The following is a 23,425-nucleotide window of genomic DNA, read 5'->3' on the forward strand; positions in this document are numbered from 1 at the left end:
CCGCCGCTAGGGCATGTTGACCGTAACATTTACGCCGCGTTGCATGCCTGGGCAAAGTTGTTATCTTGCAGCTGCGTGAAAGTGTAGTTGCTGAATTAATCATTGCTGGCATTTGGGAGTCAGGCGTTGCCTCGATATCTTGTTTTAGGTTTATGCCTGATGGCCTCCCTCGCCTTGGCCGACAACGACGACCACGATTTGGCCTACAGCCTGGGTGCCAGCCTGGGTGAACGCCTGCGCCAGGAGATGCCGGGCTTGCAACTGGATGCACTGGTCGAAGGCCTGAAACAGTCCTATCAGGGGCAACCCCTCAAGCTCGACAAGGCACACATGCAGGCGGTGCTCCAGCAGCATGAAACCCAGGAAGGTAACGCCGCTGTGCAACAGCTGCAGGCCGCCGAAACGCGTTTCATGGCTAATGAACGTGGGCGTTATGGGGTGCACGAACTAACGGAAGGTGTGCTGTACAGCGAACTGCAGGCAGGCACGGGTGCTCAGCCGAAAGCAGGCAGCAAAGTGCAGGTGCGCTACGTGGGCAGATTGCCGGATGGCTCGATATTCGACCAGAACCAGACACCCCAATGGTTCAACCTGGATTCGGTTATCGAAGGCTGGCAGGTCGCCTTGCCGAAAATGCACGCTGGCGCCAAATGGCGCCTGGTGATTCCTTCTGCGCAAGCCTATGGCGCCGAGGGGGCGGGAGACCTGATTGCACCCTACACCCCCTTGGTATTCGAGATCGAACTGCTGGCGGTTGGCGACTGACGCCAACCTTCAGGCTTGCACTGCACCCTCTTCCTTGTGCGCGTTGTGCAGCACTTCGATCAGGCAGTCTTCGAGCTCGAAGCGCTCATGCAACAGCCCGCCCAACTTGGCCAGCTTCTCGGCAAAGCGTTCGGTGTCCTTGCACTCCCCTTTGGCGCAATGGTCATTGAAGGCCAGTGCGATCTGAGTGCTGTCGTTGATCCGTGGGTTGATCTCTTCGGCCAGCTTCAGCGCCTTCTCGTCTCCGAACGCCTTGGCCTCGCTGACCAGTTGCTCGCAGACTTCGAAGTGCCACGCCGAAACGTAGTCGACCAGAAGTGAGCAAAAGTCCCCGTTGGTGTCCTTGTCGGCGAAGGCTGGCTTCACATCGCGCAGGGCGCGAAAAGCTTGCACCAGTTCCTGGCGCTCCTCCAGCCAACGGTCGATCAGCTTGTGAACCCCACCCCAGCGTTCCTGGGCGTTCTGACAACTATCGAGCATGGCGATCTCTTCCCTTCTGGGTAGATGCCGCTGCACCTCGTACTACTACCGCGCAGCACAAAGGTGACATCAGCAGGACGGCATCGAGCAGTTGTTTTTCCGGTATGCGTGCTGGGAGATTATTCCCGCGCGTGCTGCCCTTCAAGGTACGCAGCACACAAAGTTCATACAAGCGTTTAATACCCTGTTACATCACCATTGGTCGCGCTAATGGCGCAACCTTGCGCCAGGTCATGTTCTTGCCAGGGTGCGGAAACGATACGCCAGCAGGCAACTCAAGGGCAGAACCGCCAGCAGCAGGAAGGCCAACAGGCTCCATTCCGGCAGTGTCAGATCAAGAAAGCTCCAGGCAAGCGAACGGCAATCCGGGCCACCCAGCAACAGTTGCCGTGCCGCCTCACCCCAGGAGTGCGCGAACACGCGCCCGATCGGCACCGGGCATACTTCATTTCCTCCCTCAGCACCCTGCAACCAGACATGCCGAGCGGCCAGCAATGCGCCGGCCAGCGAGCAGCCCAGCGCCAGCCGAGCGTAACGAAGGATGCCCTGCGTGCCCGGCGCCTGCAGCACGGCTGCGAAGCACAGCAGCGCGTACACGCCAAGCAGCAACCGTTGGCTGAGGCACAATGGGCACGGCTTCAGCCCCACTGTGTTTTCCAGACGGAAAGACGCAACCAGTACCGCCAGTGCGAGCAGGCAGGCAGGAAGAAAAAAGGTGCGCAAACGGGCCGGCAGCATGGGCAGTGAAGGTCCCGGGGAAAAAGTAGGGGCTTGAAACGGTAGAGGAAAGACACGCTTTGTTTCAAGGCACGACAGCAACGACAAGTCGCTGAATCGCGTAGGAAATTTCTAGATATGCGGTAGGAGGCGACGGAAGAAATGGACTTCAGATCTAACTGACAGCAAAAGATAAATTACCTGCCCCCAAAGCCCGCACCTTGGCGCGGGCCTTAGGGTGGGTCAGGCGCGTACGCCTTCTGGCAAAGGCAGCGCCAGCAGGCGTTCGTCCAGCAGGCCAAGGCCCTCCTGGAATAGCTGGTTGCTGCGCTCGGTCTCGCCCAGCCCAGCGAGCAGGCGGGCCAGCTCAGCACAGGCCTCGGGGTTGCGCTCCATACGCAGGCTGCTTTCCAGGTAGTCACGCGCCTTGCCCCACAGGCGGTTCTGCAGGCTCAGACGGCCCAGGGTCAGCAGCAGGCTGGCGTCTTGCGGGTGAGCCTTGAGCCAACCTTCAGCGGTTTGCAGCTGACGCGCCGGGTCATCACCACGCACCAGGCCGTAAAGGCGGGCCAGGTGGCTTTCGTAGTCGCGCTTGAGGGCAGTACGCAGCACTTGTTCGGCCTCGTTCTGGGCACCTACCTGGCGCAACTGCTCGGCGTACGCCAGCACCAGTTGTGGCTCCTGGCGCTGGGCTGCGGTCAGCTGCTGCCAGGCGCGCTCCAAGGATTGACGTGCACTTTGCGCGTCTTCGCCACGGGTGGTAGCCAGGCTCAGGTTCTGGCCCCAGGCACGTTGTTCCAGAGCAGCCAGCTCGGCGGCCGGCAGCACCTTGCCCTTGCGCAGGTCTGGCAGCAGACGAATCAGTGCAGACCAGTCGCCGCGCTCCAGGTACAGGCTTTGCAGCAAGCGCAGCACCTGGCCGTTGTGCGGGTGGCGTTCCTGCATGGCCAGCAGGGTTTCCAGGGCTCCATCGCTTTCGCCTCGGTCCATCTGCAGTTGGGCATGGGTCAGGGCAATGGCCAGCTCCGCTTGTGGCTGGCGCTCCAGGGCACGCTCCAGCAGGTTGTCGCTGTCTTCGGTGCGGCCTTGCTCGTTGGCCGCGCGCGCGGCACCAAGGTAGTACAACAACGGTTGGCGCTCAGCCTCGGCGGCACGGTGCAAGTGCCGTTGGGCACTGGCCCAGCGGCCTTCGGCGAGATCAAGCTGGCCCTGTTCGATCGCCAGGCGGATACGCCGGCTGCGGTTACGCCGTGACCACGGGTTGACCACACCACTGGAAGTCAGCACCAGGCCGACCAGATAGCGCAGCAACCACAGCAACAGGACGACCGCCAAAACACCGGCCAAGGCTGCCCATAGCCCCGACTGGTAGCGGAAGCCACCATAGGAAATCAGTACATAGCCGCTGTGCTTGGCGACCGCGATGCCCAGTGCCGCTGCAACCACGATCGCAAGCACGGCCAACAGGTAGACACGCTTCATGGCTTGCCCCCTTCAGCCTCGGTCGGCAGGTGACGACGCTGAATATAGGCCTGCACTGCCGCCAGGCTTTCACTCAGGTCAGGGGTAACCACCGACACCGGCTGATCAGCCAAGGCATTGAGGCTGTCGAGCATGGCCTTGCTTTGCGGGTTGTCTGCGTTGAAGTTGGCCAGCAGTACGCTGCGGGCGTCGTCCAGCGCCTGCGTGTAAACCTTGGCATCGCCATTGAGCGCCGCCCACTGGGCCTGCTCGATAGTCAGGCTCAGGGCCAGGCGCAGCTGGTTCAACTGCTGCCCGGCCAGCAACGGACGCACGTTTTCATCGGCGTTGAAGTCGATCTGGAAGTACTTGGATATTTCTGCCCACCATTGCGACAGCCTGCTGGCTCCATCACCGTCGGCGGTCAGGGCACCAAGCGCATCGGCGTTGCTGTCGAACTCGGGTGACTGGGCGCTCAGCTGCTGTACCAGCTCACGCTGGGCAGCCAGTTTCAAGAACAGGCCGGTTCGGTCGGGTTGCTCAGTGCTGTTGAGCATGGCCAGGCTGCGTGCCAGTTGCTCGCGGGCGGCGAAGGCACCCGGGTCGCTCTGCTCGCGCAGGATCTCGTCGGCGCCTTCGACCAGGGCTTTGGCACTGGTGATGTCCTGCAACGCTGAAAGGCGCAGGGTAGCCAGGCGCAGCAGGTGCTCGGCTTCGGCCAGGCGCCACTCTTTGCGGCTTTCTCCCAGCACGGTTTCCAGGCGCTGACTGAGACGCTGCTGGTCGCCCTGTAGCTGGGCTACCAGACGCCGGCGGTCTTCCAGCTCGCTGGCGGCTGGCAGACTGGCCAGTTGCGCACTGATCTGCTGCTCACGTTGCTGCAGCGCCTCGGCGCGCTGATTCAGCGCCTCGATGTGCTGGCCCTGGTTGAACTCACTGCCCTGCAGTTGACGCACCTGCCAGACACCCCACCCACCTACCGCCACCCCGGCCGCACCAAGCAGCAAGGCCAGCGCTGCCAGGCCACTGCCGGAGCGTTTGGCAGGTGGGGTGGTAACGGGTTCCGCAGGCGCCTGTGCCGACGGTTGATCGTTATTGGACAAGACAGTCTCGCTCACGTATCCATCCTTTGCATGGGGGCGCACCGCATTCAGCTTAGCGCCTTAAGAGGCAGGTGCAGCGCTACGCTGCACGGCTGCCAGCAAGGCCGTGGCACTGGCGCCACGGCAATCCACAACCTGTTGGGCCCCGGCGGCCTTGGCCTGCTCGGCGACCCGCGGGCTGGGCACGAACAGCGGCAACTGGGCCAACCGCAGCCAATCGGCACCGGCCATCTGCTGCAAATGTTCAAAACCCTGCCCACTGCTGACCACCAGGCCATTGAGGCGTTCCGCTTCAATGCAGCGCATCAGCGTACCCGCCGGGTAGGCCGGCAGGCAGCGACGATACAGTTCCAGATATTCGACACTAGCACCTTGCTCTGCAAGACGCTCTGCCAGCAGTTCGCGACCTCCGACGCCGCGAACGATCAAGACACGCGGTGCCGGCACGGAAACGGCCTGGCGCAGGGCCGGCAGCGCCAGCAAGGCTTCGCTGTCATCGCCACGCGGCGGAGAGCTTACCTCCAGCCCAGCACCCTGCAGCACCCCAGCCGTTGCCTCGCCCACGGTGAACCAGCCTCGCTGTGGAGGCTGGATACTGCTCTCGGCCAGATGTTCAAGCAACAGCCGGGCGGCCGGCTTGCTGACCACAATGATCGCCTGGAAGTCATGCAAGCCTTCCAGCGACCGTCGCTGCGGGGCTTGCACGATAATGGGTTCAATCGCCAGCAGTGGCAGGCAACTGCTGCCCACTCCCGCTGCCGCCAGGCTTTGCGCCAGCGCCGCGCAGTCCTCGGCAGGCCGGGTCAGCAACAGGCGCCATTGGCTCACGGATGGCCGGCCTCGCCGTAGACTTCCTTGAGAATGGCCTCGGCGCCCTGAGCCAGCAGCTCTTCGGCCACCTGTACGCCCAAGGGCTCGGCAGCTGTACGGGGGGCACGGGCATCGGCCACCAGCAAGGTCCCGCCACTAGGCTGGCCGACCAGGCCACGCAGCCACAACTGGTCACCTTCAAGTACCGCGTAACAGGCAATCGGCACTTGGCAGCCACCATTCAGGCGTTTGTTCAGCGCGCGCTCGGCCATTACCCTGTCAGCGGTGTCAACATGGTGCAGCGGCGCCAGCAGTGCATGGATCTCAACGTCGGCACTGCGGCACTCGATGCCCACCGCGCCCTGACCACCTGCCGGCAGGCTGTCATCGACGCTGATGGTGGAGGTGATGCGATCTTCGAAGCCCAGACGGATCAGGCCCGCGGCGGCGAGGATGATGGCGTCGTACTCGCCGGCATCCAGCTTCGCCAGGCGGGTGTTGACGTTGCCGCGCAGAAAACGGATTTGCAGATCCGGGCGGCGCGCCAGTAACTGGGCTTGACGGCGCAGGCTTGAGGTGCCGACGATGCTGCCGGCAGGCAGCGCTTCGAGGCTGTCAAAGGTATTGGAAACGAAGGCATCACGCGGGTCTTCACGCTCGCAGATGCAGTACAGGCCCAAGCCCTCAGGGAAGTCCATGGGCACGTCTTTCATCGAATGCACGGCGATGTCGGCTTCGTTGTCCAACAGCGCGGTTTCCAGTTCCTTGACGAACAGCCCCTTCCCGCCGATTTTTGCCAGCGGCGCGTCGAGCAACTTGTCACCACGGCTGACCATGGGTACCAGGGTCACCTGCAGACCGGCGTGGGCCTGCTCGAGGCGGGCCTTGACGTATTCGGCCTGCCACAGGGCCAAAGCACTTTTACGGGTGGCAATGCGGATTTCGCGAGTGGACATGAAACGCCCCGATCCAGAGAAATACCGCCGATGATAACAGCATCGCCGGTATCGCTTGCAGATACGGATCAACAGGTCATACGCAGCCAGGTGCAGGAGCGGCCCGGATCCGAGGGCCTCAGAGGGTCTGCATCATCTTGCGCACACCAGCCACATGCCGACGGCTGACGGTCAAGGCATCGCCGTCCAGGCCTTTCAGATACAGCTGAAAGTGCCCCAGCGGGGTGCGCTGCAAGCGTTCGATGCGCTCGCGGGCGACCAATGCATTGCGGTGGATGCGCACGAAGCGTTCGCCAAATTCGTCTTCCAGGGCTTTGAGTGGCTCGTCAAGCAGCACCTCCCCGGCTTCGTGACGCAAAGTCACATACTTGTGGTCGGCAATGAAATAGATCACCTGGGGTAACGGGATCAGTTCAATACCTTTACGCGTGCGGGCGCTTATATGGCTGCGTGGGCCACCGCCTTCATTGGCCGGCCGGGTAAGTGCCGCCAGTTGGGCGCGGTTGGGTTTTTCGGCCTTGCGCAAGGCATCGCGCAAGGCCTGGGCCTGGAAGGGCTTGGTGACATGGCTGAGGGTACTGTCCTTGAATGCCTCTGCACCGTATTCATCATCCCCGGAGCAGAACACCACCGCTGGCGGCGTCTCGCGCTCGCACAGGCGAGCGGCCACCTGCAGGCCATCCAGGCCTGGCATGCCGATGTCCAGCAGGACCACATCGGGCTTGAGGCTTTCAATCAGCGCCAAGGCCTCATCGCCGTTGGTGGCGCTGGGCTCCAGCACAGTGTAACCCTCCAGTTCGCCGAGCAGCCGGCTGAGGCGTTCACGGCCTTGAGGTTCGTCATCAACGATCAGGACATTCATAATTGCGCTGGATTCCTGAATGAGTCTCGCACAGGTATAGCGTAGACAGGTGTGGTTCGAGCGACACTGCGGTCACGCTCTAGACCGGTGCGATGGCCAAAGATTCACTCGGCCCGGCAGATTCACTGCCAGTCCTTTGTCCAACTGTAGACGGTCCGTGGAACACTGCCGTTCATTCCTTGAAATCCTTCTCTGCGATCTTCCGGGTATTTCTCTCGACCGGCGCCCTGCGGCAGCCAGCCCAACCCTGCTATCATCGACGCCACTTTTTCGTTCACGCCTGCAATGAGTGAATCCATGAGCACCGACAAGACCAATCAGTCCTGGGGCGGCCGCTTCAGTGAGCCCGTCGACGCCTTCGTCGCCCGTTTCACCGCCTCGGTAGATTTCGACAAGCGCCTGTACCGTCACGACATCATGGGTTCGATCGCCCATGCCACCATGCTGGCGCAGGTCGGCGTGCTCAGTGATGCCGAGCGCGACACCATCATCGATGGTCTGAAAACCATCCAGGGCGAGATTGAAGCCGGCAACTTCGACTGGCGTGTCGACCTCGAAGACGTGCACATGAACATCGAAGCACGCCTGACCGACCGCATCGGCATCACCGGCAAGAAGCTGCACACCGGCCGTAGCCGCAACGACCAGGTGGCCACCGACATCCGCCTTTGGCTGCGCGACGAGATCGACCTGATCCTGGCTGAAATCACTCGCCTGCAGCAGGGCCTGCTGGAGCAGGCAGAGCGTGAAGCCGAAACCATCATGCCTGGTTTCACCCACCTGCAGACGGCGCAGCCAGTCACCTTTGGCCACCACCTGCTAGCCTGGTTCGAAATGCTCAGCCGCGACTATGAGCGCCTGGTCGACTGCCGCAAGCGCACCAACCGCATGCCTCTGGGCAGCGCCGCACTGGCCGGCACCACTTACCCGATCGATCGCGAACTGACCTGCAAGCTGCTGGGCTTTGAAGCCGTGGCCGGCAACTCGCTGGACGGCGTGTCGGACCGTGACTTCGCCATCGAATTCTGCGCTGCGGCCAGCGTGGCGATGATGCACCTTTCGCGCTTCTCCGAAGAGCTGGTGCTGTGGACCAGCGCACAGTTCCAGTTCATCGACCTTCCGGACCGCTTCTGCACCGGCAGCTCGATCATGCCGCAGAAAAAGAACCCGGACGTGCCAGAGCTGGTACGCGGCAAGAGCGGCCGCGTGTTCGGCGCCCTGACCGGCCTGCTGACCCTGATGAAAGGCCAACCGCTGGCCTACAACAAGGACAACCAGGAGGACAAGGAACCGCTGTTCGACGCCGCCGACACCCTGCGCGACTCGCTGCGGGCCTTCGCTGACATGATCCCGGCGATCAAGCCCAAGCACGCCATCATGCGTGAAGCGGCCCTGCGCGGTTTCTCCACCGCTACCGACCTGGCCGACTACCTGGTTCGCCGTGGCCTGCCGTTCCGTGACTGCCACGAAATCGTTGGCCACGCGGTGAAGTATGGTGTGGACACTGGCAAGGACCTGGCCGAGATGAGCCTGGACGAACTGCGCCAGTTCAGCGACCAGATCGAGCAGGACGTGTTTGCCGTGCTGACTCTGGAAGGCTCGGTGAACGCACGTGACCACATTGGTGGTACGGCGCCGGCGCAGGTGCGCGCTGCCGTAGTTCGCGGCAAAGCCCTGTTGGCGTCTCGCTAACTCCCGGGGCGAGGGCTTCGCCCTCGTTCGCGGGTAAACCCGCTCCTACAACGGTTGTGCTGTACCTGTAGGAGCGGGTTTACCCGCGAATGACCCAACAAGACTCTTAGCGTTTACCGCTGCGAATCATCTCCATGAAGGCCGGCATCGACGCTTCCTTGTCCGCCAAGATCCGCGCCATGTGCGGGTTCTCGCCCATCAGTTGCAGCAACGCCTTGGCCTGCGGGAAGTCCGCCAGGAAGTCGATGTTCAGCACCTTCTTGCCCACCGCGTTGGCCAGGTCGACCGAGAAGCAGAACATCAGGTCTGCCAGCGTCATCTGCTCGCCCGCAACATAGGGTGCAAAACGCCCGTTGCGCTTGAGCGTGGCAAAACCGGCCAGCAGGTCCGCACGCGCTTTCTCCTTGATCAGTGGTTCGACCGACATGCCAAAGAACGACTCGGCATAGCAGGTACGCGCCGGCAGCTCGATGTATAGCTCGATTTCCTTGAGCAGCTCACGCACCTTCGCCTGCTCGAACGGGTCGGCCGGCAGCAGTGCCTTGCCGCTTTGGGTTTGCTCGATGTAGTCGAGGATCACACTGGTTTCGCTGAGGAAGCCCTGCTCGGTCTGCAGCACCGGAACCTTGCCCCGCGGGCTCACTTCCAGCGCCTGTGGCGCCTGGCCGCCATAGAAGGTGACTTCCTCGAAGGGCAGGCCTTTTTCCAGTAGGGCCAACTTGACCATGTTGTAGTAGTTGCTGACCGAGAATCCATGAAGCTTGAGCATGAGGTAACAGCCTCCAGGCCGTAAGGGGTTGGCCTGGCTTTTATAGACTGAACGCCTGCCGCTGACCAGCGTCATGCACCGCGTCAATGCTTGGGCATTGTCGCCATCGGCATGGCACACTGTTGCATCCCACCCTAGGAGTACCGCCATGAGCGAGCCCACCGACATCGGCAATGACGACGACGAAGCCTTCGCCGAGGCAACGCTGACCCAAGCCATCGAAAACCAGATCGAGAGCGGCGAGCCGCCTGCGGCCAAGGCGACTTTCAACAAGCTGACGCTGGTCGGCTATGAGCGTGAAGACATTCTGAACCTGATGGCCCATGTGCTGGCTTTCGAAATTGACAACATGCTGGTAGAGGACCGTGCATTCAACGGCGAGTGGTATGAGAATGCTCTGCGGGCACTGCCGGAGCTGCCGCCTGAGATGGATCAAGGCGACGACGAATAACCCGGCTACACTCGAAGATCAGGCACCGCTGACGGTGCCGCCATCCTTGTCTGGAAGTCAGGAGCTGCCATGCCCTTTACCCCCGATCTGATCGACGAACTGGAAGTACTCGCGCTGTTCAAACACGACAGCAGCCAGGAAGGCATCAAGATAACCAGCACCGCATCCCCCGCCCTGATCGCGGCTGCACAACGCCTGCATGAGAAGGGGCTGACCGATCAACCGGATGGCGGCTACCTGACCAGTCTGGGTCATGACGCCGTTGAAAGTGTCCAGTTGCTGCAGAACATTCTCAAGGCGCCACAGCCGGCCTGAACATCAGGCTTGCGCAAGATCTGAGACCTAGCGCGGCCCCCTGTGGGACCGCGCAGGTTCCAGTCAGTTGGCCGCAGCACTGCGCCTTTCCGCCAGCCACGAGCGGCCGTAAAGGAACACGATGGCCAGCAAGGCCACCGCCTGCGCCGACAGCGAGTAGGCATCGGCATGAATCCCCAGCCAGTCGAACTCAAAGAACGCCACCGGCCGTGTGCCCAGCACACCGGCCTCTTGCAGCGCCTTCACGCCATGCCCGGCGAACACTACCGACAGCGCGCACAGCAGCGCGGCGTTGATGCTGAAGAACAGCGTTAGCGGCAACTTGGCCGAACCCCGCAGAATCACCCAGGCCAGGCCCACCAGCAGCACCAGTGCCGTCGCGCCACCCGCCAGCACCGCCTGATGCCCGGCAGGGCCTGCCTGCAGCCAGAGGGTCTCGTAGAACAGGATCACCTCGAACAATTCGCGGTATACCGAGAAGAATGCCAGCACAGCAAAGCCGAAGCGCCCGCCGCCGCTGACCAGGCTGCTCTTGATGTAGTCCTTCCAGGCGGCTGCGTGGCGGCGGTCATGCATCCACACACCCAGCCATAGCACCATCACTGCAGCGAACAGTGCTGTGCAGCCTTCCAGCAGCTCGCGCTGGGCCCCCCCCACATCGATCACATAGGCCGCCAGCGCCCAGGTGGCGAAGCCGGCAACCAGTGCCAGGCCCCAGCCGATGTTGACGCTGCGTACTGCCGACTGCTGCCCGGTATTGCGCAGGAAGGCCAGGATCGCCGCCAGCACCAGAATCGCCTCAAGGCCTTCGCGCAGCAGGATCAGCAAACCGGAGATATAACTCAGCGACCAGCTCAGACCATCGCTTCCCAGCAACTTGGCCGCCTGCTCGAGCTTGGTTCTGGCTTCGGCCAGACGCTGTTCGACCTGGGCCACGGGCAGACCGTCCTGCAGGGATTGACGGTAGGCCATCAGCGATTTTTCGGTGTTCTTGCGCGCCTGGGTGTCAATGTTGTCCAGCGAGCTTTCCACCAGCTCGAAACCCTCCAGGTAGGCCGCCACCGACAGGTCATAAGCCTGATCGTGGTCGCCTGCGCGGTAGGCCGCCAGGCTCTTGTCCAGTGTGCTGGCCGTGTATTCGAGCAATTGCGCCGGGCCGCGCTTTACTTGCGGCGGTTGGGCACGCTGGGCACGGAATGCCTCGACGGCCGCAGTGCCTTCGTTGGCGGCGACTTCGGCCGGCGTCTGGCGAGCCAGGTCGGCGAGGTTCCAGGTCTTGTCACCTTTGCCCGCTTCCGGCTTGGCGGTGAAGCTGGCGATATACGCGGCCACATCCCAGCGTTGGCGGTCGTCCAGCTGGTCGGCAAACGACGGCATTTCGGTGCCATCGATACCCAGGGCCAGGGTGTTATAGAGGTCGAACAGGCTTAACTGGTCCAGGCGCGAGACATCGCGCAGGTTGGCGGGTGCAGGCTCCAGGCCCACGCCAGCCGGGCCATCGCCGGCGCCGGTGTCGCCGTGGCAGACCGAGCAGTTTTGTGCGTACAGCGCAGCGCCGCGGGCTGGGTCCGGGGTAATCACCGGGGCCTGGCTGACCTCGTAGGCCACCGCCAGTCGCGCACCCAGCTGCCGGGCCTGCTTGGCGACCGCGGTACCTTCCTGACGCTGGTCGATGGCCTGGCGCAGCGCCTGGACGCCCTGCTCCAAAGCCGCTTGTTCAGTATTTGCGGGCAGGCCTTTGACCAGGTCAGCCAATACCGCGCTGAACTCCTGTTGCTCGCGGTATTCGCCCTCGTCGATCACCTTGCCGTCTTGTACGGTCGGCGGGTAGTCGGCGCCAATGTAATCCAGCAGGTGCTGGGCTTTGGCAGCCTCGGCGGGGGACTCGGCCAGCGCCAAGGTGCTGCACAGCACCAGCACCGGGCCAAGCAGCAAAGCCGGCAGCCAGGCAAGCAGACGGGAACGGGTATTCATGGCCAGTCTCGAAGGTGAATGCGAAAGAGAACATTGTTCACTTCCACTTTGCTTCACTCAAGGGTGCTGGGCAGATTTCATGAAAAATCTTGCTACAAATCAGATCAAGTGGGTGGCATAGAGGACCAGACCTCAAGGATCGCGTCAGGGCTTGGCGATCCCCTTCCAACCACCACCCAACGCCAGGAACAAGGCAATTTGCCCCTGCGCCACTTGGCTATTGGCCGCAGCCAACTGCGCACGCATATCGGTATACGTCCGCGTCGCCTGCAAATCCGCCAGGAACGACTCACGCCCCGCCTGGTAATACCGGTGCGTCTGGTCCGCCGCTTCCTTGGCCGACTTCTCCGCCTCGGCCAGCGCATCGCGCCGATCGAGCAAGGCGCTGTACTGTGCCAGCCGGGTCTGGGTCTCGCGAATGGCGTTCAGCACCACGCCATCGAAGTGCGCCAGTGCCGCCTGGGTCGAGGCCTCGGCCATGCGAATGCGGGCACGGGTGCCATTGGTGGGGATGGTCCAGCTGATCTGCGGGCCAAAGCCCCAGCGGTTGGTCGAAGGCTCGCCAAGGTTCTCCAGGATACCGATGGTGCCAACCTGCGCGCCAATGCTGATGTCCGGGTACAACGCGCCGGTAGCCACGCCAATATAGGCGGTGGCGGCAGCCAGTTGGCGTTCGGCCTGTCGCACGTCGGGGCGGCGCTTGAGCAGGGCCGCACCATCGCCCACAGGAACCAGCTGGTTCAGGTGCGGCAACTCGGCACAATCGGCGGTTCCGGCAGGCAGTTGGTCGACCGGTTTGGCCAGCAGCGCAGCCAGGGTGTACATACCCGTCTCGCGCTCGGCCTTGAAACGTGGCAGTTCGGCACGCAGGGATTTGAACTGGGTCTGCGAGCGGGTGACCTGGGTTTCATCGCCACGCCCAGCATCGCGCAGGCGCTGGTTGAGTTTCACGCTTTGCTCCTGCAAATCGAGCGACTCACGGGCAATATGGTATTCCTCGTTAGCCGAGCACACCTGGGTATAAGCCTTGACCACGTCCGCCACAAGGGTGATGCGGGCAGTGTCGGCAGCGGCCTGCATCGCGTCGGCATTTGCCTTGGCAGCCTCGGTACCACGCTTGAAGGTGCCCCACAGGTCGAACTGGTACGAGGCACTGATGATGGCCTCCCCGATGTTGGCTACCGGCACCTTCTCAGGCTGCAGGAAGGCTTCGCCCGACTCCTGCAACCGCTGAGCGCCGAGTTTGACGCCACCGTTGAAGCCGCCTTGCGATTCAGCCACCTCCACCTGGGCGCGAGCTTTGGCGATGTTGGCCGCCGCCACGCGCAGTTCGGTGTTGGCACTCAGCGCCTGACGCACCAGCTCGTTCAGCCGCTGATCCTGATACAGCTGCCACCAGTCCTCGGGGACCGGCGCCGACACGACGCTGTCGGCATCCTGGCGCAGCGGGCCGTTCAGGTCATTGCGTTGCACGGCCGCATCCCCAGGCACCTCATAGTCGGGGCCCACCATCATGCAGGCCCCCAGCGACAGGCACAGGCCAGCCAGGATCAGCTGTTTCATGGGCGCTGGCCCTCGATGATCGACACCGTGGCAGTACGCCCGGCGATCATGCGGAAGTCTTGCGGCACTTCGTCAAAGGCGATGCGCACCGGAATGCGCTGGGCCAGGCGTACCCAGCTGAACGCCGGGTTGACGTTGGGCAGCAAGTTGGCGCCACTGCTGCGGTCGCGGTCTTCGATACCAGCGGCGAAGCTCTGCACATGGCCACGCAGGCGGGTGTTGTCGCCCATCACGCGGATATCCACGGCGTCACCAATATGGATACCCCCCAGCTTGGTTTCCTCGAAGTAGCCGTCGACGTGGTAGGAGGCACTGTCGACCACCGAAAGCACCGGGCGGCCAGCGGTGACGAACTCGTGGTTACGCGGCGCGCGGTCGTTGAGGTAGCCGTCTACCGGGCTGCGCACCACCGAGCGGTCAAGGTTGAGCTGGGCGGTATCGACAGCCACTTGCGCCTCGCTGACGGCCGAACGGGCACGGGACTCGCGGGACTGGCTTTCTTCCAGTTGCTCGGCGGCCACCAGGTTGCCCAGCTTGCGGTTGCGCTGCGCTTCGCGGGAAGCCTGGGCCAGGGTCTCCTGGCGCTCGCCGAGGGTTGCCTTGGCTTGACGCAGCGCCAGGGTGAAGCGGTCCTGGTCGATGGTGAACAGTACGTCGCCGCGTTTGACGGTCTGGTTGTCGCGCACCTCGACCTTCTGGATCAATCCCGACACATCGGGGGCGATCTGGATCACGTCAGCGCGGATATGGCCGTCACGGGTCCAGGGGGCAAACATGTAGTAGACCACCATCTGCCACACGAGCACGGCGGCGAAGGTCACTACCAGCAAGGTCAGGACCACACGGCCCAGGGTCAGTATAGGTTTTTTCATGGCAGCATCAGGTTTCGACAAAAGTGGTCCACCCCGCCGAGCAGCACGGCATACAGGGCAACGTTGAATAACGCCCGGTGCCAGACCAGGCGGTAGAAATGCAGGCGCACCAGCACCGCGTGCACCCCCAGGAACAGCAGGTAGGTGCCAAGCATCATCACCAGCAGCGTGGGCAGAAACACCCCGCTGATATCCAGTTCACCAATCACAAGGGCGCTCCGTCGAGCCCGGGGGGCAGTTGTGGTTGTTCGGCAGGTTCGAGCATCACCTCCACCCCCGGCAGTAGCGCCAGGCGCAAGCCGCTCAGGGCGTGCAGCAAGTGGGTGCGGGCATCGCCACGCTCGTACAGCTCGTCCAGGTTCAGCGCCAGGCGCGCGCGCTCCATGTTGCGCAGCAGTGCGACCGGGGCATGCAGGCGTTCGCCGGCACGCAGGCAGGCCGCGTAGTGCGCGCCGACTTCCTCGACCACAGTGTTCAGGCGCTCGCGAGCCTGCTGGCCGGCGCGCGGCATGTACGCCAGCAGGTCGAGCAGGTTCAACCCCACGCGCAGGTCGCGCAGCGCCACACCACTGTCCTGGCCGGTTTGCGACAGACGTGGCAGGTGCTGCATCAGGCGGTCGAGCATCTGTACGCCAACCTGACGGTGTACGGCCAAGGTCGCAGGCTCGGTCATTTCAACGATGTCACGCCAGGCGAAGCGGGTCATGCGCTTGGCCGCCAGCTCCACGCCGAACGGGCGCATCACCAGGGTCCAGATAAAGGCGAACAGAAGGCCCACGGGACCGGCCAGGTTGGAGTTGAGGAAGGTGAAGAAATCGGCGTCGTAGGCACCCTGGATGCTGATGAAGGTCGACGTGTTGACGATGGTCAGCAAGGTGCCCAGGTAGAAGCGCGGCTGCACGGTCAGCGTGCCTATGCAGATGAACGGCACGGCAAAGGCCAGCACCAGCATCGGGAAGTCGTGCAGGTTGGGCAGTACCAAGAACAGGTACAGACTGGAGAAGATGACCGACATCAGCGTCCAGAAGAAAAACCGGTAGATCTGCGGTGCTGGGTCATCCATGGCAGCGAAGAAGCTGCACGCTACTGCCGCGAGGATTACCGCACTGGCGCCGTCGTTCCAGCCCAGGCCGATCCATAGGCCGCAGGCGACCACGATCGCCAGAACCGTGGAGGCTACCGAGTAGAGCATCAGGCCACGGTCGAAAAACGCTGTCAGGCGGCCCAGGCGCCAATGGCGATACACCGCACGCCAAGGCTTGGCATCATCGGTACGCAGGGCGTGCTGCAGGGTGCAGCAGTCCTGCCACAGGTCGGCCCATTCGGTCAGGCGATACAGGGCGTTGGACAACAGCAGCTCGGCGCGCTGGTCGAGGGCGGCTGTAGCGGGCTGCAGGCGGCCGATCTGCTCGTGCAACATGGCCCAGTGCGCTACTGAAGCGCTTTCGGCAGTGCCTTTGAGCCATTCACGAGCGGCTTCAAGCACGGGTTGAAGCTGGGCGAACTGGGCCGGGGCGCGGCTTTCCAAGGCTACCAGTGCATCGTCGAGGGCGTCGATCACCGGCAGCAGATGGATCATCCGCCCGCGCAGTTCGCGAGCGTTCTTCAGGGTATGCGGGCCGGCGCCTTCGTGGCCGAGTTGACCAATCATCAGCTCCAACGAGTTGAAGGTGGTCACCATCGCACCGCGCATCCCGCCGACCTTGTCGGCACTGGCATCTCGGGCCAGGTAGGTGTCGCTGTAGCGAATGGCCTCAGTGAACCAGTTTCCGGTGGCACCGACTACCACCGGCGCCAGTCGGCGTGGCCAGAAGATAGCCCCGACTACCGCCGCGCAGACAATCCCCAAACAGATTTCCTGCGCGCGAGAAGAGGCCACGTCGAACACTGCCAGCGGATTGTCGACCACGGCCAGGGCAATCATCGGCAGGGTATACCCGGCCAGCATCAGCACATAGTTGTTGGCCGTGCGCAGGTTCAGCGAAAGGAACAGCAAGGTGCCGGTCCACAGGGCAATGGCGATGCTCAACAGCAACGGTGACTGCACCAGCGGCGGCACCAGGAAGATTGCCCCGCCAGCGCCGAGCAACGTGCCCACGGCACGGTACAACGCCTTGGAGCTGGTCGGGCCGACGAACGGGCTGGAGACGATGTACACCGTAGCCATGGCCCAGTAGGGACGCGGCAACTGCATGAGCAGGGCAATGTACAGGGCAATCATGGAGGCGCCGAAGGTACGCACACCGTAGAACCAGTCACGGGCCGGAGGAACGGAGCTGAAGAAGCCGTTCATGCCAGCCCGCCTGCGCTGCCCAGGCCGGCAGCCTCGAAGGCACGAAGCACACGCAAGGCAGCTTCCAGGTCGGCCTGGTCGATACCGCCGAGCACATCGCGGCGCAAGCGCACCAGTTCGGCTTCGATGGCTTCGGCCAAGGCACGGCCTTCGGCAGTCAGGCTCAGTGCCTTGGCGCGGCGATCCAGTGGGTCCTCGCTACGGCACACCAGGCCAGCTTTGCACAGTTGGTCAAGCAGGCGTACCAGCGACGGGCTTTCCAGGCCGGCGGCCTGGGCCACAGCCACTTGGTGCACGCCGTCGCCCAGGCGCACGATCATCAGCAGCGGCGCAGCGCAGGCCTCGGAAATGCCGTAGCCGGTCAAGGCGGTATGACAGATGCGCCGCCAGTGACGGGCAGCGACTACCAGGCCACTGCTGACTTGCAGCCGCAGGAGATCAAGGGACATGAAGAGAACCAAATATATTCATAGTTTGCTAACTATCAATATACGCCCCGACATCCCCCTGTCGTCAACAGGGGGCGACGAATAGCCTGGGTTGAATGTTGTTCATTTTCAGCCAGCACTGGAGAGAAATACTCAGGGTTGGATCTGGTCTTCCAGCTTCATGGTCAGCGCCAATGTGCTGCCCATCTGCACCGCCCGGTCCCGCCACTCCTGATACCGCAGCGCGTCACGGCTGCTGAAATGCACCGCCAGTTCCTCCGCCGCTTGCACCACCCCCGCCGCTGCCGCCAGCTCAAGCCAGTACAGCGCTGCCTTGAGGTTGGCCTCTACGTGCAGCCCATGCATCAACCGGTAACCCACTTCAAAACGACAACGCGCCTCGCCCTGTTCGGCTCCACGCAAGAACCACTGATAGGCCTGCACCAGGTCAACCTGCCACTTCAGGTCACCGTCGCACACCTCCTCCTCATACAGGTCACCCAATGCGGCGGCAGCATGCAGCATGCCCCGGTCGAAGGCCTGCCGGTAACACTCCGCCGCCTGCACATATGAAGGGTCAATGCCTTTGCCGAAGTAGTGCTGCTGCCCAAGGTTGAACCAGGCAGCAGCATTGCCCTGCAGGGCCGCCATGCGCAACAGGTGCCCGGCCAGCACGGTGTCGGCCCGCCAGTACTTGCCGTTGAGCCAGATCCAGCCGAGGTCGTTCAATGCGGACACGCTGCCTTGCAATGCCTGGCGGCGCAGGTCGACATACACCGCCTGCAAGTCGTTGGCCTCATCCAGGCGGTTGACCAGCAGCGATCGCTGGCTGGGCAAGCCCACACCGGAAAACAGCCGCTGTCGCCTTCCTGCAGGGGCAGGTGGGGCGATGACCCGCTCGGGCAGAAGGCGTGCAAGTAGCGAATGGATATTGCTGGCAACAGACATGTTCATCCTCATTGAACGACGCACAACCCCAACCTTCGGCTGTGATGAGGCGTGATTCTGCGCGACGTCACGTCAAAACCTGTCGCGAACGATTCGGCACGAGGCAACCAAATGCGACTTCCTTGATCTGAGCAGGCTGTGGCCAATTGCCATGCCCCTCGCATGCCGCCATCCTATTGCGGCAAGCCTAGACAAGGACGTTATCTTTTGCCGTTCGCCACCACTCGCGCCACCCTCAGCCGACAGTGGGCGCTGCTGCGCCAGTTGCCCAGCCGTTCCCCAGGCATCACCAGCGCCGAGCTGGTCTGGCGCCTGCGCGACGTGGGCTTCACGGTCAGCAAACGCACTGTCGAGCGTGACCTCAACGAGCTTTCTCTGATATTCCCACTGGAGCGCAATGACAAGAGCATTCCGTTCGGTTGGCACTGGTCGGCCAGTGCCGTGGGCGAATTGCGCGGTAATTTCGACCTGCTGACGCATCTGCGCGGGGATGCCTTGCAGCCATCGCAGGGTGAGGGCGTGGAGCTGGTTGCGCGAATCAGCGATGCACTGGCGCGGCAGTTGCGGGATGCGCCGTTGAGCAGCGACATGCAGCTGACGGCACTGGAGCATGGGCATCGGTTACGCGGCACGGTAAGTGACGGCTGGCCATTACGCTGGTGGCTGTTGAGCCATGGGGACGGGGTGGTGGTAGAGCAGCCTGCCGGCTTGCGGGAAGAGATTGGCAAAATTCTGAGCAATGCGGCGGCTCAGTACCAGAATTTGTAGCCTGTACCGGCCTCTTCGCTGGCTCCGAACACCAACCCGGCGGCGACTGTCGCGGGAACCAGCTCGCTGTTAGATCAGCCCGCCCTGCTCTTCTTCGTCAATCAGGTTATTGAGACTGCTGAGCGCCTTGCGCGCCGTGGAGCGGTTGAGCAGCTTGGCCTGCGCGCCGGCGGGCAGGTCGGTGATCTTGAACACGCCCTTGGCGGTCAGCACGTCGATCAGGTCCTCGAGCACGCGGATCATGTCAAGGTCGCTTTGCTTGAGCTGGTTGAGGCTGTTTTCCACAACATCATCGGCAAACCATTCCTGGATATCGGCATGGTCTGAAGGGAGTATTTCGGTGAACTGATCAAACGCGGCTGCTTCCACCCGCAGCAACTGGCCGGCGGCGTTGCGTTGCACGTAGAACATGGCGATGTCCCTCGTCACGTTGGTTCCTTGTTGGTAGACAGCAGCATAGGCAAAGATCGCCGGGCGCGCAGGCCCGGCGCCAGAGTATGCGCTGTTGGCGGGTGACAGGAAAGAGCCGGGGCCGCTATGCGGCCCCGGTGGTCTATCAGCTGTCCTTGTTGTGGATGATGATGGTCGGGTCGGCACCGCTGATCAACGAGTTGATCGTCTGGTTGGACCAGTTAACCCCTTCCAGCTTGATGGTCACGTCGGCGTTGGCGATACCACCTTCGGCGTTGAGCTTGCCTTCGCTGCTGACTTGCAACGTGGTCGTACCCTCCACCGTGGTGAGCTTGAGGTAGTTATCGATGGTGCTGCCCTTCTCGCCCTGGAGCAGATCCTTCAGGTCGATACGGTCACCCTCGGCCTTGTTGAAGTCCTTGATCACGTCGTTACCGATGTCGCCAGCCTTCCACACGAAGGTGTCGGCACCGCTGCCACCGATCTGGATATCGTCGCCCTGGCCACCGATCAGGGTGTCATTGCCAGTACCGCCCAGCAGGATGTCGTTACCTTTGCCACCACTTAGCGTGTCGTTACCACCTTGGCCGAAGAGGATGTCATTGCCATTGCCGCCCGACAGGATGTCGATGCCGTCTTTGGCACCGGAGATATCGAACTCGGTGTAGTGCTCGGTGATGTACTGGTGAACATTGCTGGTAGTGACAGCGCTGACTTCAACACCACTCTTCTGTGCAACGTACGTCTGCAGGGCCTGGTAGCCCTCGCTGACCACACCGTTGAGGGTGATCAGGTCACCGAAGATGATGTCGTTGCCGTTACCGCCATCGATGGTATCGGCACCTGGCACCGTTGCTTCGGAGTGACCGAGAATCGCCTTGGCCAAATCGGACGGGTCGATATTGGTCTGTGGCTTGCCGGCACTGTCATAAGGTTTCAGATCGTTCAGCGTGACATCGCTGTTCAGGCCGATAGCCTGGACTTTGCTCAAGCCATTGGTGCCGCCCAAGACTGCGAAACTTTCAGTAGAACCTGCGGCCGAGTAGACGTAGTTCCAGTAATCCGCGTAGCCGGTACCGCCCAGGCTGGAGAGTTCATAGGTACCATCACCTTGTGCATGAAGGGTGCCGACCGTCTTGGTGGAGTCAAGCACCAACTCACCTCGGCGGTTCTCGGTATAGGTCAGCACTTTGACCACACCATTGCTGCTGATCTCGACCTTGTGAGTCGCGTCGGCCCACGCGCTGAACGTGTCACCCATCTTGTAATTGTTGACGTTGACTACATCGTCCAGGCTCTTGCCATTCTTCCACAGGCTAGGGTTGGTGGACTCACCGCTCTGATAATAGGTTGGCTTACCGTCGGTAATGAAGTAAGTCAGGTTCTCCGCACCTTTGTTGCTGGTGGCCATGGTGCTGTTGAAGAAGTTGGACGTGGTCTTGAACGCGTCTTCATAGTTGGTACCGCCACCGTAGTAGCCGCCTACCATCGAGTTCAATACCGCTTGCAACTTGCTCAAAGCGTCCGGGTCGGCAAGGTTCACTGCTACGTTCTTGTTTACCTGGGTATCGAAGTCGACCAGGAAGATGTTCACGGTACCCGAGGTGTCCGAGCCCAAGCTGGCCTTGAGCGAATTGAACACCGAAGCCAACTGCGTCTTGGCGTCAGCAATCGACTTGTCGCTCATACTGCCCGAACTGTCGACCATGAAGGCGATGTTGTAGTTCTTGCCCTGAACCACGTTCAGCCCGGATACGTCAGCGACGATGATGTCGTTGCCTTCACTACCGGTCATCGTGTCATTGCCCGAGGTGCCCACACTGGCCTTGTAGGTCGCGGCGTACACCGTCACCGGGATATTGCCGGTGGTGATGGCCGAGCCGCCAAGGCTTTCGGTGGAAGTCGAGGTAACCGTGATGTCGAACGAGCCTTTGTAATAGGCCGGCGGGGTCAGCGTCAGGCTACTGAGTTTCCAGCCTGTCACGTCGACCGGGGCAGTACCAACCGTAACCGTGTGGCCTGCACCATCGCTCAACACGGTACCTTTCGGGATACCGCTGAGTGTCACGTTCAGGCTTTCGGAGCCGTCGGTGTCGGTCAGGGCGGTGGAAATGCCCACCAGCTTCACCGAGCCACCCTCAGGCCCTTCGTTGAGCTTGTAGCCGTCGTAGTAGCTTTGACCGTTCACAGTGTGCAGATCGGACACGCCCAGGCCGGCGTTGGCCATCTCGGTAACGTTCTGGTACATCTTGACGTTCGAGCTGCTCAGGTCGGTAACGGCACCGGAGCCTACCTGGATGTTCAGGTCATAGCTGCCTGGGCCGGACTGGTTGGCATGGTAGACCTCGATCGGGTAGTAGCCGCTGGTATTCGGGGTAAAGGTCCCCGACACCCCGCCACCGGCTCCCCAGGTGGCCGTGACTACAGTCTTGCCACCGATGGTGACCACGAAGCTGTCGTCGGCCGAACCGCTGAAGGTATAGACCTTGCCGGCTTCCAGGTAGATCAGGCCCGACGTTTTCGAACCGGTGCCAGCGGTGACGCTACCATCGGATTGTACGTTGGTAGTGGTGCTGCTGAAATTGGAACTGCCGGAGTTGGCGAAGACCGTCTTCAGATCCTCGCCGGTAATGCCGTTGCCGCCAGTACCCAGGCCTTGGAGGCTGGTCCAGACCTCCTTCGTCAGCCCTTTGGACTCGATATCGGCGCTGCCGAAACTCAGGGTCGGTTTGTCGGCAATCGGGCTGATATCGACCTTCATGGTCACTTCACTGCCCAGGTTGGTGCCATCGTTCGGCTTGAACTTGAACTGGGCATAGTCAGCCTTCTGGTTACCCACACCATTACCACCGTAGTTGTCCGCACCCGACTGGTTCAGGGCCGGAACGAACTTCAGGTTCTTGGCGGTGATATCTGCCTGGCTGACCACCTGGCCAGCGACCACATTCACCCATGCAGTACCGTTGAAGAACTGCAAGTTGCCGGCGGCCGGGAGCGAGGTGATGGTCACGGACAGGTTAGTGTTGCCATCGGCATCAGTGACTTTGAAATCACCCCAGGCAAACACGTAATCGGTGTCCTCCACGCCAAATACCGCGCTGCCAGGCGAAACGGGCAGATGGTCGTTGTCGAGGATGGTGGTCGTCACGCTCGATTTGCTGCTATCGATCTGCAGGTTCTCGAAGCTACCACCCGTGGCGGTTTCGATCTTCACAACGAAGTTCTCGGTACCTTCGACCAGTTTGTCGTTGATGGTAGCGATGTTGAACGTCGTACCTGTGCTGTTGGCCGGGATCTTCACGGTCGCGACACCGGTGAAGTCCTCACCGTTGTTGGCGGTACCGCTGTAGCTTAGGGTGATAGTGACTTCGGACTTGGACGCGTTACTGAGGGCTAGCGTGTACTGGCCGGTCTCGCCCTCGGTCAGCGAAGTCGTGCCGGTAATACCGACCGTGGTGGCGTCGCCCTGATTGCCGGTGCCCGGAGTACCCGAACCTGGTTCGTCGGTCACGGCGGTGCTGACCGAAGTCTTGTCGAGTGTCAGCTGTTCGAACTTGCCAACGTCTGCGCCGTCAACGGTAGCGATCGACATCACGACAGGGTCGTTGCTACCGACGTAGACGTTGTCCGGGGCAGTGACAGTGGCAGTACCCACGGTGCCATTGGCCGGCACGGTGATGACGGTCTTGCCGTCGCTCAGCGTAAAGGTCAAGGCACTGTGGTTGTTGATTGGCAGACCATCTTTGTTGGTCAGCGTGATGGTGTAGGTGATCTCGCCGCCTTCGGT

At 62.1% G+C, this 23,425-nt stretch carries 23 protein-coding genes; 5 read left to right on the plus strand and 18 right to left on the minus strand.

Annotation, left to right across the window (positions count from 1 at the left end; genetic code table 11):
* The first annotated feature begins 126 nt into the window (after positions 1 to 126).
* Complete coding sequence (locus tag ACF8EF_RS05145; protein ID WP_176685283.1) at positions 127 to 765, plus strand: FKBP-type peptidyl-prolyl cis-trans isomerase; 639 nt, start codon at positions 127 to 129, stop codon at positions 763 to 765.
* Between the two features lie 9 nt (positions 766 to 774).
* On the opposite strand, the gene ACF8EF_RS05150 is transcribed toward ACF8EF_RS05145, so the two are convergent.
* The 8 genes from ACF8EF_RS05150 to ACF8EF_RS05185 form a co-directional block, all read right to left on the minus strand.
* On the minus strand, positions 775 to 1,245 hold the full coding sequence (locus tag ACF8EF_RS05150) for an Rsd/AlgQ family anti-sigma factor (protein ID WP_021782559.1): 471 nt from the start codon (positions 1,243 to 1,245) through the stop codon (positions 775 to 777).
* A 231-nt stretch (positions 1,246 to 1,476) separates the two neighbouring features.
* Entirely contained in the window at positions 1,477 to 1,983 is a 507-nt protein-coding gene (locus ACF8EF_RS05155) for a disulfide bond formation protein B (protein ID WP_176685300.1), read from the minus strand.
* Positions 1,984 to 2,205: 222 nt separating this feature from the next.
* The gene (locus ACF8EF_RS05160; RefSeq protein WP_176685285.1) at positions 2,206 to 3,444 is read right to left on the minus strand and encodes a heme biosynthesis protein HemY; all 1,239 of its coding nucleotides are present in this window, start codon (positions 3,442 to 3,444) and stop codon (positions 2,206 to 2,208) included.
* Positions 3,441 to 4,541: a uroporphyrinogen-III C-methyltransferase gene (locus ACF8EF_RS05165; protein ID WP_392460382.1), complete on the minus strand. Its 1,101-nt coding sequence runs from the start codon at positions 4,539 to 4,541 to the stop codon at positions 3,441 to 3,443. The genes ACF8EF_RS05160 and ACF8EF_RS05165 overlap by 4 nt, the downstream gene beginning before the upstream one ends.
* A 45-nt stretch (positions 4,542 to 4,586) precedes the next feature.
* Complete coding sequence (locus ACF8EF_RS05170; RefSeq protein ID WP_339534258.1) at positions 4,587 to 5,354, minus strand: uroporphyrinogen-III synthase; 768 nt, start codon at positions 5,352 to 5,354, stop codon at positions 4,587 to 4,589.
* A complete protein-coding gene (gene hemC, locus ACF8EF_RS05175) occupies positions 5,351 to 6,292 on the minus strand; it encodes a hydroxymethylbilane synthase (RefSeq protein ID WP_176685286.1) in 942 nt (313 codons plus the stop codon). Before hemC ends, ACF8EF_RS05170 begins: the two co-directional genes overlap by 4 nt.
* Before the next feature lie 118 nt (positions 6,293 to 6,410).
* Positions 6,411 to 7,154, minus strand: coding sequence for a LytTR family DNA-binding domain-containing protein (locus tag ACF8EF_RS05180; RefSeq protein ID WP_176685287.1), 744 nt, complete (start codon positions 7,152 to 7,154; stop codon positions 6,411 to 6,413).
* A gap of 122 nt (positions 7,155 to 7,276) precedes the next feature.
* Positions 7,277 to 7,453: a hypothetical protein gene (locus ACF8EF_RS05185; RefSeq protein ID WP_176685288.1), complete on the minus strand. Its 177-nt coding sequence runs from the start codon at positions 7,451 to 7,453 to the stop codon at positions 7,277 to 7,279.
* Between ACF8EF_RS05185 and argH the strand changes: the two genes are divergently transcribed.
* Positions 7,452 to 8,846 carry an argininosuccinate lyase gene (argH, locus tag ACF8EF_RS05190; protein ID WP_014861057.1) on the plus strand — a complete coding sequence of 465 codons (1,395 nt, stop codon included), beginning with the start codon at positions 7,452 to 7,454 and terminating at the stop codon, positions 8,844 to 8,846. The two genes, ACF8EF_RS05185 and argH, sit on opposite strands and share 2 nt — an antisense overlap.
* Positions 8,847 to 8,952: 106 nt before the next feature.
* On the opposite strand, the gene ACF8EF_RS05195 is transcribed toward argH, so the two are convergent.
* Positions 8,953 to 9,615: a glutathione S-transferase gene (locus ACF8EF_RS05195; protein ID WP_176685289.1), complete on the minus strand. Its 663-nt coding sequence runs from the start codon at positions 9,613 to 9,615 to the stop codon at positions 8,953 to 8,955.
* Positions 9,616 to 9,763: 148 nt separating this feature from the next.
* Between ACF8EF_RS05195 and ACF8EF_RS05200 the strand changes: the two genes are divergently transcribed.
* Together ACF8EF_RS05200 and ACF8EF_RS05205 are read left to right on the plus strand one after the other, a co-directional pair.
* Complete coding sequence (locus ACF8EF_RS05200) at positions 9,764 to 10,066, plus strand: hypothetical protein (protein ID WP_021782550.1); 303 nt, start codon at positions 9,764 to 9,766, stop codon at positions 10,064 to 10,066.
* Positions 10,067 to 10,135: 69 nt separating this feature from the next.
* Complete coding sequence (locus ACF8EF_RS05205) at positions 10,136 to 10,381, plus strand: TIGR02647 family protein (protein WP_021782549.1); 246 nt, start codon at positions 10,136 to 10,138, stop codon at positions 10,379 to 10,381.
* A 63-nt stretch (positions 10,382 to 10,444) separates the two neighbouring features.
* On the opposite strand, the gene ACF8EF_RS05210 is transcribed toward ACF8EF_RS05205, so the two are convergent.
* The 7 genes from ACF8EF_RS05210 to ACF8EF_RS05240 form a co-directional block, all read right to left on the minus strand.
* The gene (locus ACF8EF_RS05210) at positions 10,445 to 12,355 is read right to left on the minus strand and encodes a cytochrome c/FTR1 family iron permease (RefSeq protein WP_209968830.1); all 1,911 of its coding nucleotides are present in this window, start codon (positions 12,353 to 12,355) and stop codon (positions 10,445 to 10,447) included.
* Between the two features lie 144 nt (positions 12,356 to 12,499).
* Positions 12,500 to 13,918 carry an efflux transporter outer membrane subunit gene (locus tag ACF8EF_RS05215; protein ID WP_209968832.1) on the minus strand — a complete coding sequence of 473 codons (1,419 nt, stop codon included), beginning with the start codon at positions 13,916 to 13,918 and terminating at the stop codon, positions 12,500 to 12,502.
* Positions 13,915 to 14,790, minus strand: a complete 876-nt coding sequence (locus tag ACF8EF_RS05220) for an HlyD family secretion protein (protein ID WP_176685292.1) — start codon at positions 14,788 to 14,790, stop codon at positions 13,915 to 13,917. The genes ACF8EF_RS05215 and ACF8EF_RS05220 overlap by 4 nt, the downstream gene beginning before the upstream one ends.
* The gene (locus ACF8EF_RS05225) at positions 14,787 to 14,999 is read right to left on the minus strand and encodes a DUF1656 domain-containing protein (RefSeq protein ID WP_176685293.1); all 213 of its coding nucleotides are present in this window, start codon (positions 14,997 to 14,999) and stop codon (positions 14,787 to 14,789) included. The genes ACF8EF_RS05220 and ACF8EF_RS05225 overlap by 4 nt, the downstream gene beginning before the upstream one ends.
* Positions 14,996 to 17,083, minus strand: coding sequence for an FUSC family protein (locus ACF8EF_RS05230; RefSeq protein WP_176685294.1), 2,088 nt, complete (start codon positions 17,081 to 17,083; stop codon positions 14,996 to 14,998). The genes ACF8EF_RS05225 and ACF8EF_RS05230 overlap by 4 nt, the downstream gene beginning before the upstream one ends.
* Positions 17,080 to 17,532, minus strand: coding sequence for a MarR family winged helix-turn-helix transcriptional regulator (locus ACF8EF_RS05235; RefSeq protein ID WP_176685295.1), 453 nt, complete (start codon positions 17,530 to 17,532; stop codon positions 17,080 to 17,082). Before ACF8EF_RS05235 ends, ACF8EF_RS05230 begins: the two co-directional genes overlap by 4 nt.
* A 132-nt stretch (positions 17,533 to 17,664) precedes the next feature.
* Positions 17,665 to 18,459 (minus strand): tetratricopeptide repeat protein, encoded by a 795-nt coding sequence (locus tag ACF8EF_RS05240; protein ID WP_209968845.1) that lies wholly within the window; start codon positions 18,457 to 18,459, stop codon positions 17,665 to 17,667.
* 207 nt (positions 18,460 to 18,666) lie between these two features.
* Between ACF8EF_RS05240 and ACF8EF_RS05245 the strand changes: the two genes are divergently transcribed.
* On the plus strand, positions 18,667 to 19,227 hold the full coding sequence (locus ACF8EF_RS05245; protein WP_070096106.1) for a WYL domain-containing protein: 561 nt from the start codon (positions 18,667 to 18,669) through the stop codon (positions 19,225 to 19,227).
* A 69-nt stretch (positions 19,228 to 19,296) separates the two neighbouring features.
* Here ACF8EF_RS05245 and ACF8EF_RS05250 read toward each other — a convergent pair whose 3' ends face one another.
* Both ACF8EF_RS05250 and ACF8EF_RS05255 read right to left on the minus strand, forming a co-directional pair.
* Positions 19,297 to 19,638, minus strand: a complete 342-nt coding sequence (locus ACF8EF_RS05250; protein ID WP_021782542.1) for a hypothetical protein — start codon at positions 19,636 to 19,638, stop codon at positions 19,297 to 19,299.
* A gap of 145 nt (positions 19,639 to 19,783) precedes the next feature.
* On the minus strand, positions 19,784 to 23,425 hold a 3,642-nt coding region (locus ACF8EF_RS05255), incomplete at its 5' end, for an immunoglobulin-like domain-containing protein (protein ID WP_392460381.1).

Origin of the sequence: Pseudomonas sp. zjy_15 (genome assembly GCF_043101865.1) — a bacterium.
Classification (GTDB): Bacteria; Pseudomonadota; Gammaproteobacteria; order Pseudomonadales; family Pseudomonadaceae; genus Aquipseudomonas; species Aquipseudomonas putida_Y.

Excerpts from the sequence above, each read along its gene's own strand:
- ACF8EF_RS05150 (WP_021782559.1), bottom strand. The coding sequence starts at position 1,245 with ATGCTCGATAGTTGTCAGAACGCCCAGGAACGCTGGGGTGGGGTTCAC.
- ACF8EF_RS05155 (WP_176685300.1), bottom strand. The coding sequence starts at position 1,983 with ATGCTGCCGGCCCGTTTGCGCACCTTTTTTCTTCCTGCCTGCCTGCTC.
- ACF8EF_RS05160 (WP_176685285.1), bottom strand. The coding sequence starts at position 3,444 with ATGAAGCGTGTCTACCTGTTGGCCGTGCTTGCGATCGTGGTTGCAGCG.
- hemC (WP_176685286.1), bottom strand. The coding sequence starts at position 6,292 with ATGTCCACTCGCGAAATCCGCATTGCCACCCGTAAAAGTGCTTTGGCC.
- ACF8EF_RS05180 (WP_176685287.1), bottom strand. The coding sequence starts at position 7,154 with ATGAATGTCCTGATCGTTGATGACGAACCTCAAGGCCGTGAACGCCTC.
- argH (WP_014861057.1), top strand. The coding sequence starts at position 7,452 with ATGAGCACCGACAAGACCAATCAGTCCTGGGGCGGCCGCTTCAGTGAG.
- ACF8EF_RS05185 (WP_176685288.1), bottom strand. The coding sequence starts at position 7,453 with ATGGATTCACTCATTGCAGGCGTGAACGAAAAAGTGGCGTCGATGATA.
- ACF8EF_RS05195 (WP_176685289.1), bottom strand. The coding sequence starts at position 9,615 with ATGCTCAAGCTTCATGGATTCTCGGTCAGCAACTACTACAACATGGTC.
- ACF8EF_RS05200 (WP_021782550.1), top strand. The coding sequence starts at position 9,764 with ATGAGCGAGCCCACCGACATCGGCAATGACGACGACGAAGCCTTCGCC.
- ACF8EF_RS05205 (WP_021782549.1), top strand. The coding sequence starts at position 10,136 with ATGCCCTTTACCCCCGATCTGATCGACGAACTGGAAGTACTCGCGCTG.
- ACF8EF_RS05210 (WP_209968830.1), bottom strand. The coding sequence starts at position 12,355 with ATGAATACCCGTTCCCGTCTGCTTGCCTGGCTGCCGGCTTTGCTGCTT.
- ACF8EF_RS05215 (WP_209968832.1), bottom strand. The coding sequence starts at position 13,918 with ATGAAACAGCTGATCCTGGCTGGCCTGTGCCTGTCGCTGGGGGCCTGC.
- ACF8EF_RS05220 (WP_176685292.1), bottom strand. The coding sequence starts at position 14,790 with ATGAAAAAACCTATACTGACCCTGGGCCGTGTGGTCCTGACCTTGCTG.
- ACF8EF_RS05230 (WP_176685294.1), bottom strand. The coding sequence starts at position 17,083 with ATGAACGGCTTCTTCAGCTCCGTTCCTCCGGCCCGTGACTGGTTCTAC.
- ACF8EF_RS05235 (WP_176685295.1), bottom strand. The coding sequence starts at position 17,532 with ATGTCCCTTGATCTCCTGCGGCTGCAAGTCAGCAGTGGCCTGGTAGTC.
- ACF8EF_RS05240 (WP_209968845.1), bottom strand. The coding sequence starts at position 18,459 with ATGTCTGTTGCCAGCAATATCCATTCGCTACTTGCACGCCTTCTGCCC.
- ACF8EF_RS05250 (WP_021782542.1), bottom strand. The coding sequence starts at position 19,638 with ATGTTCTACGTGCAACGCAACGCCGCCGGCCAGTTGCTGCGGGTGGAA.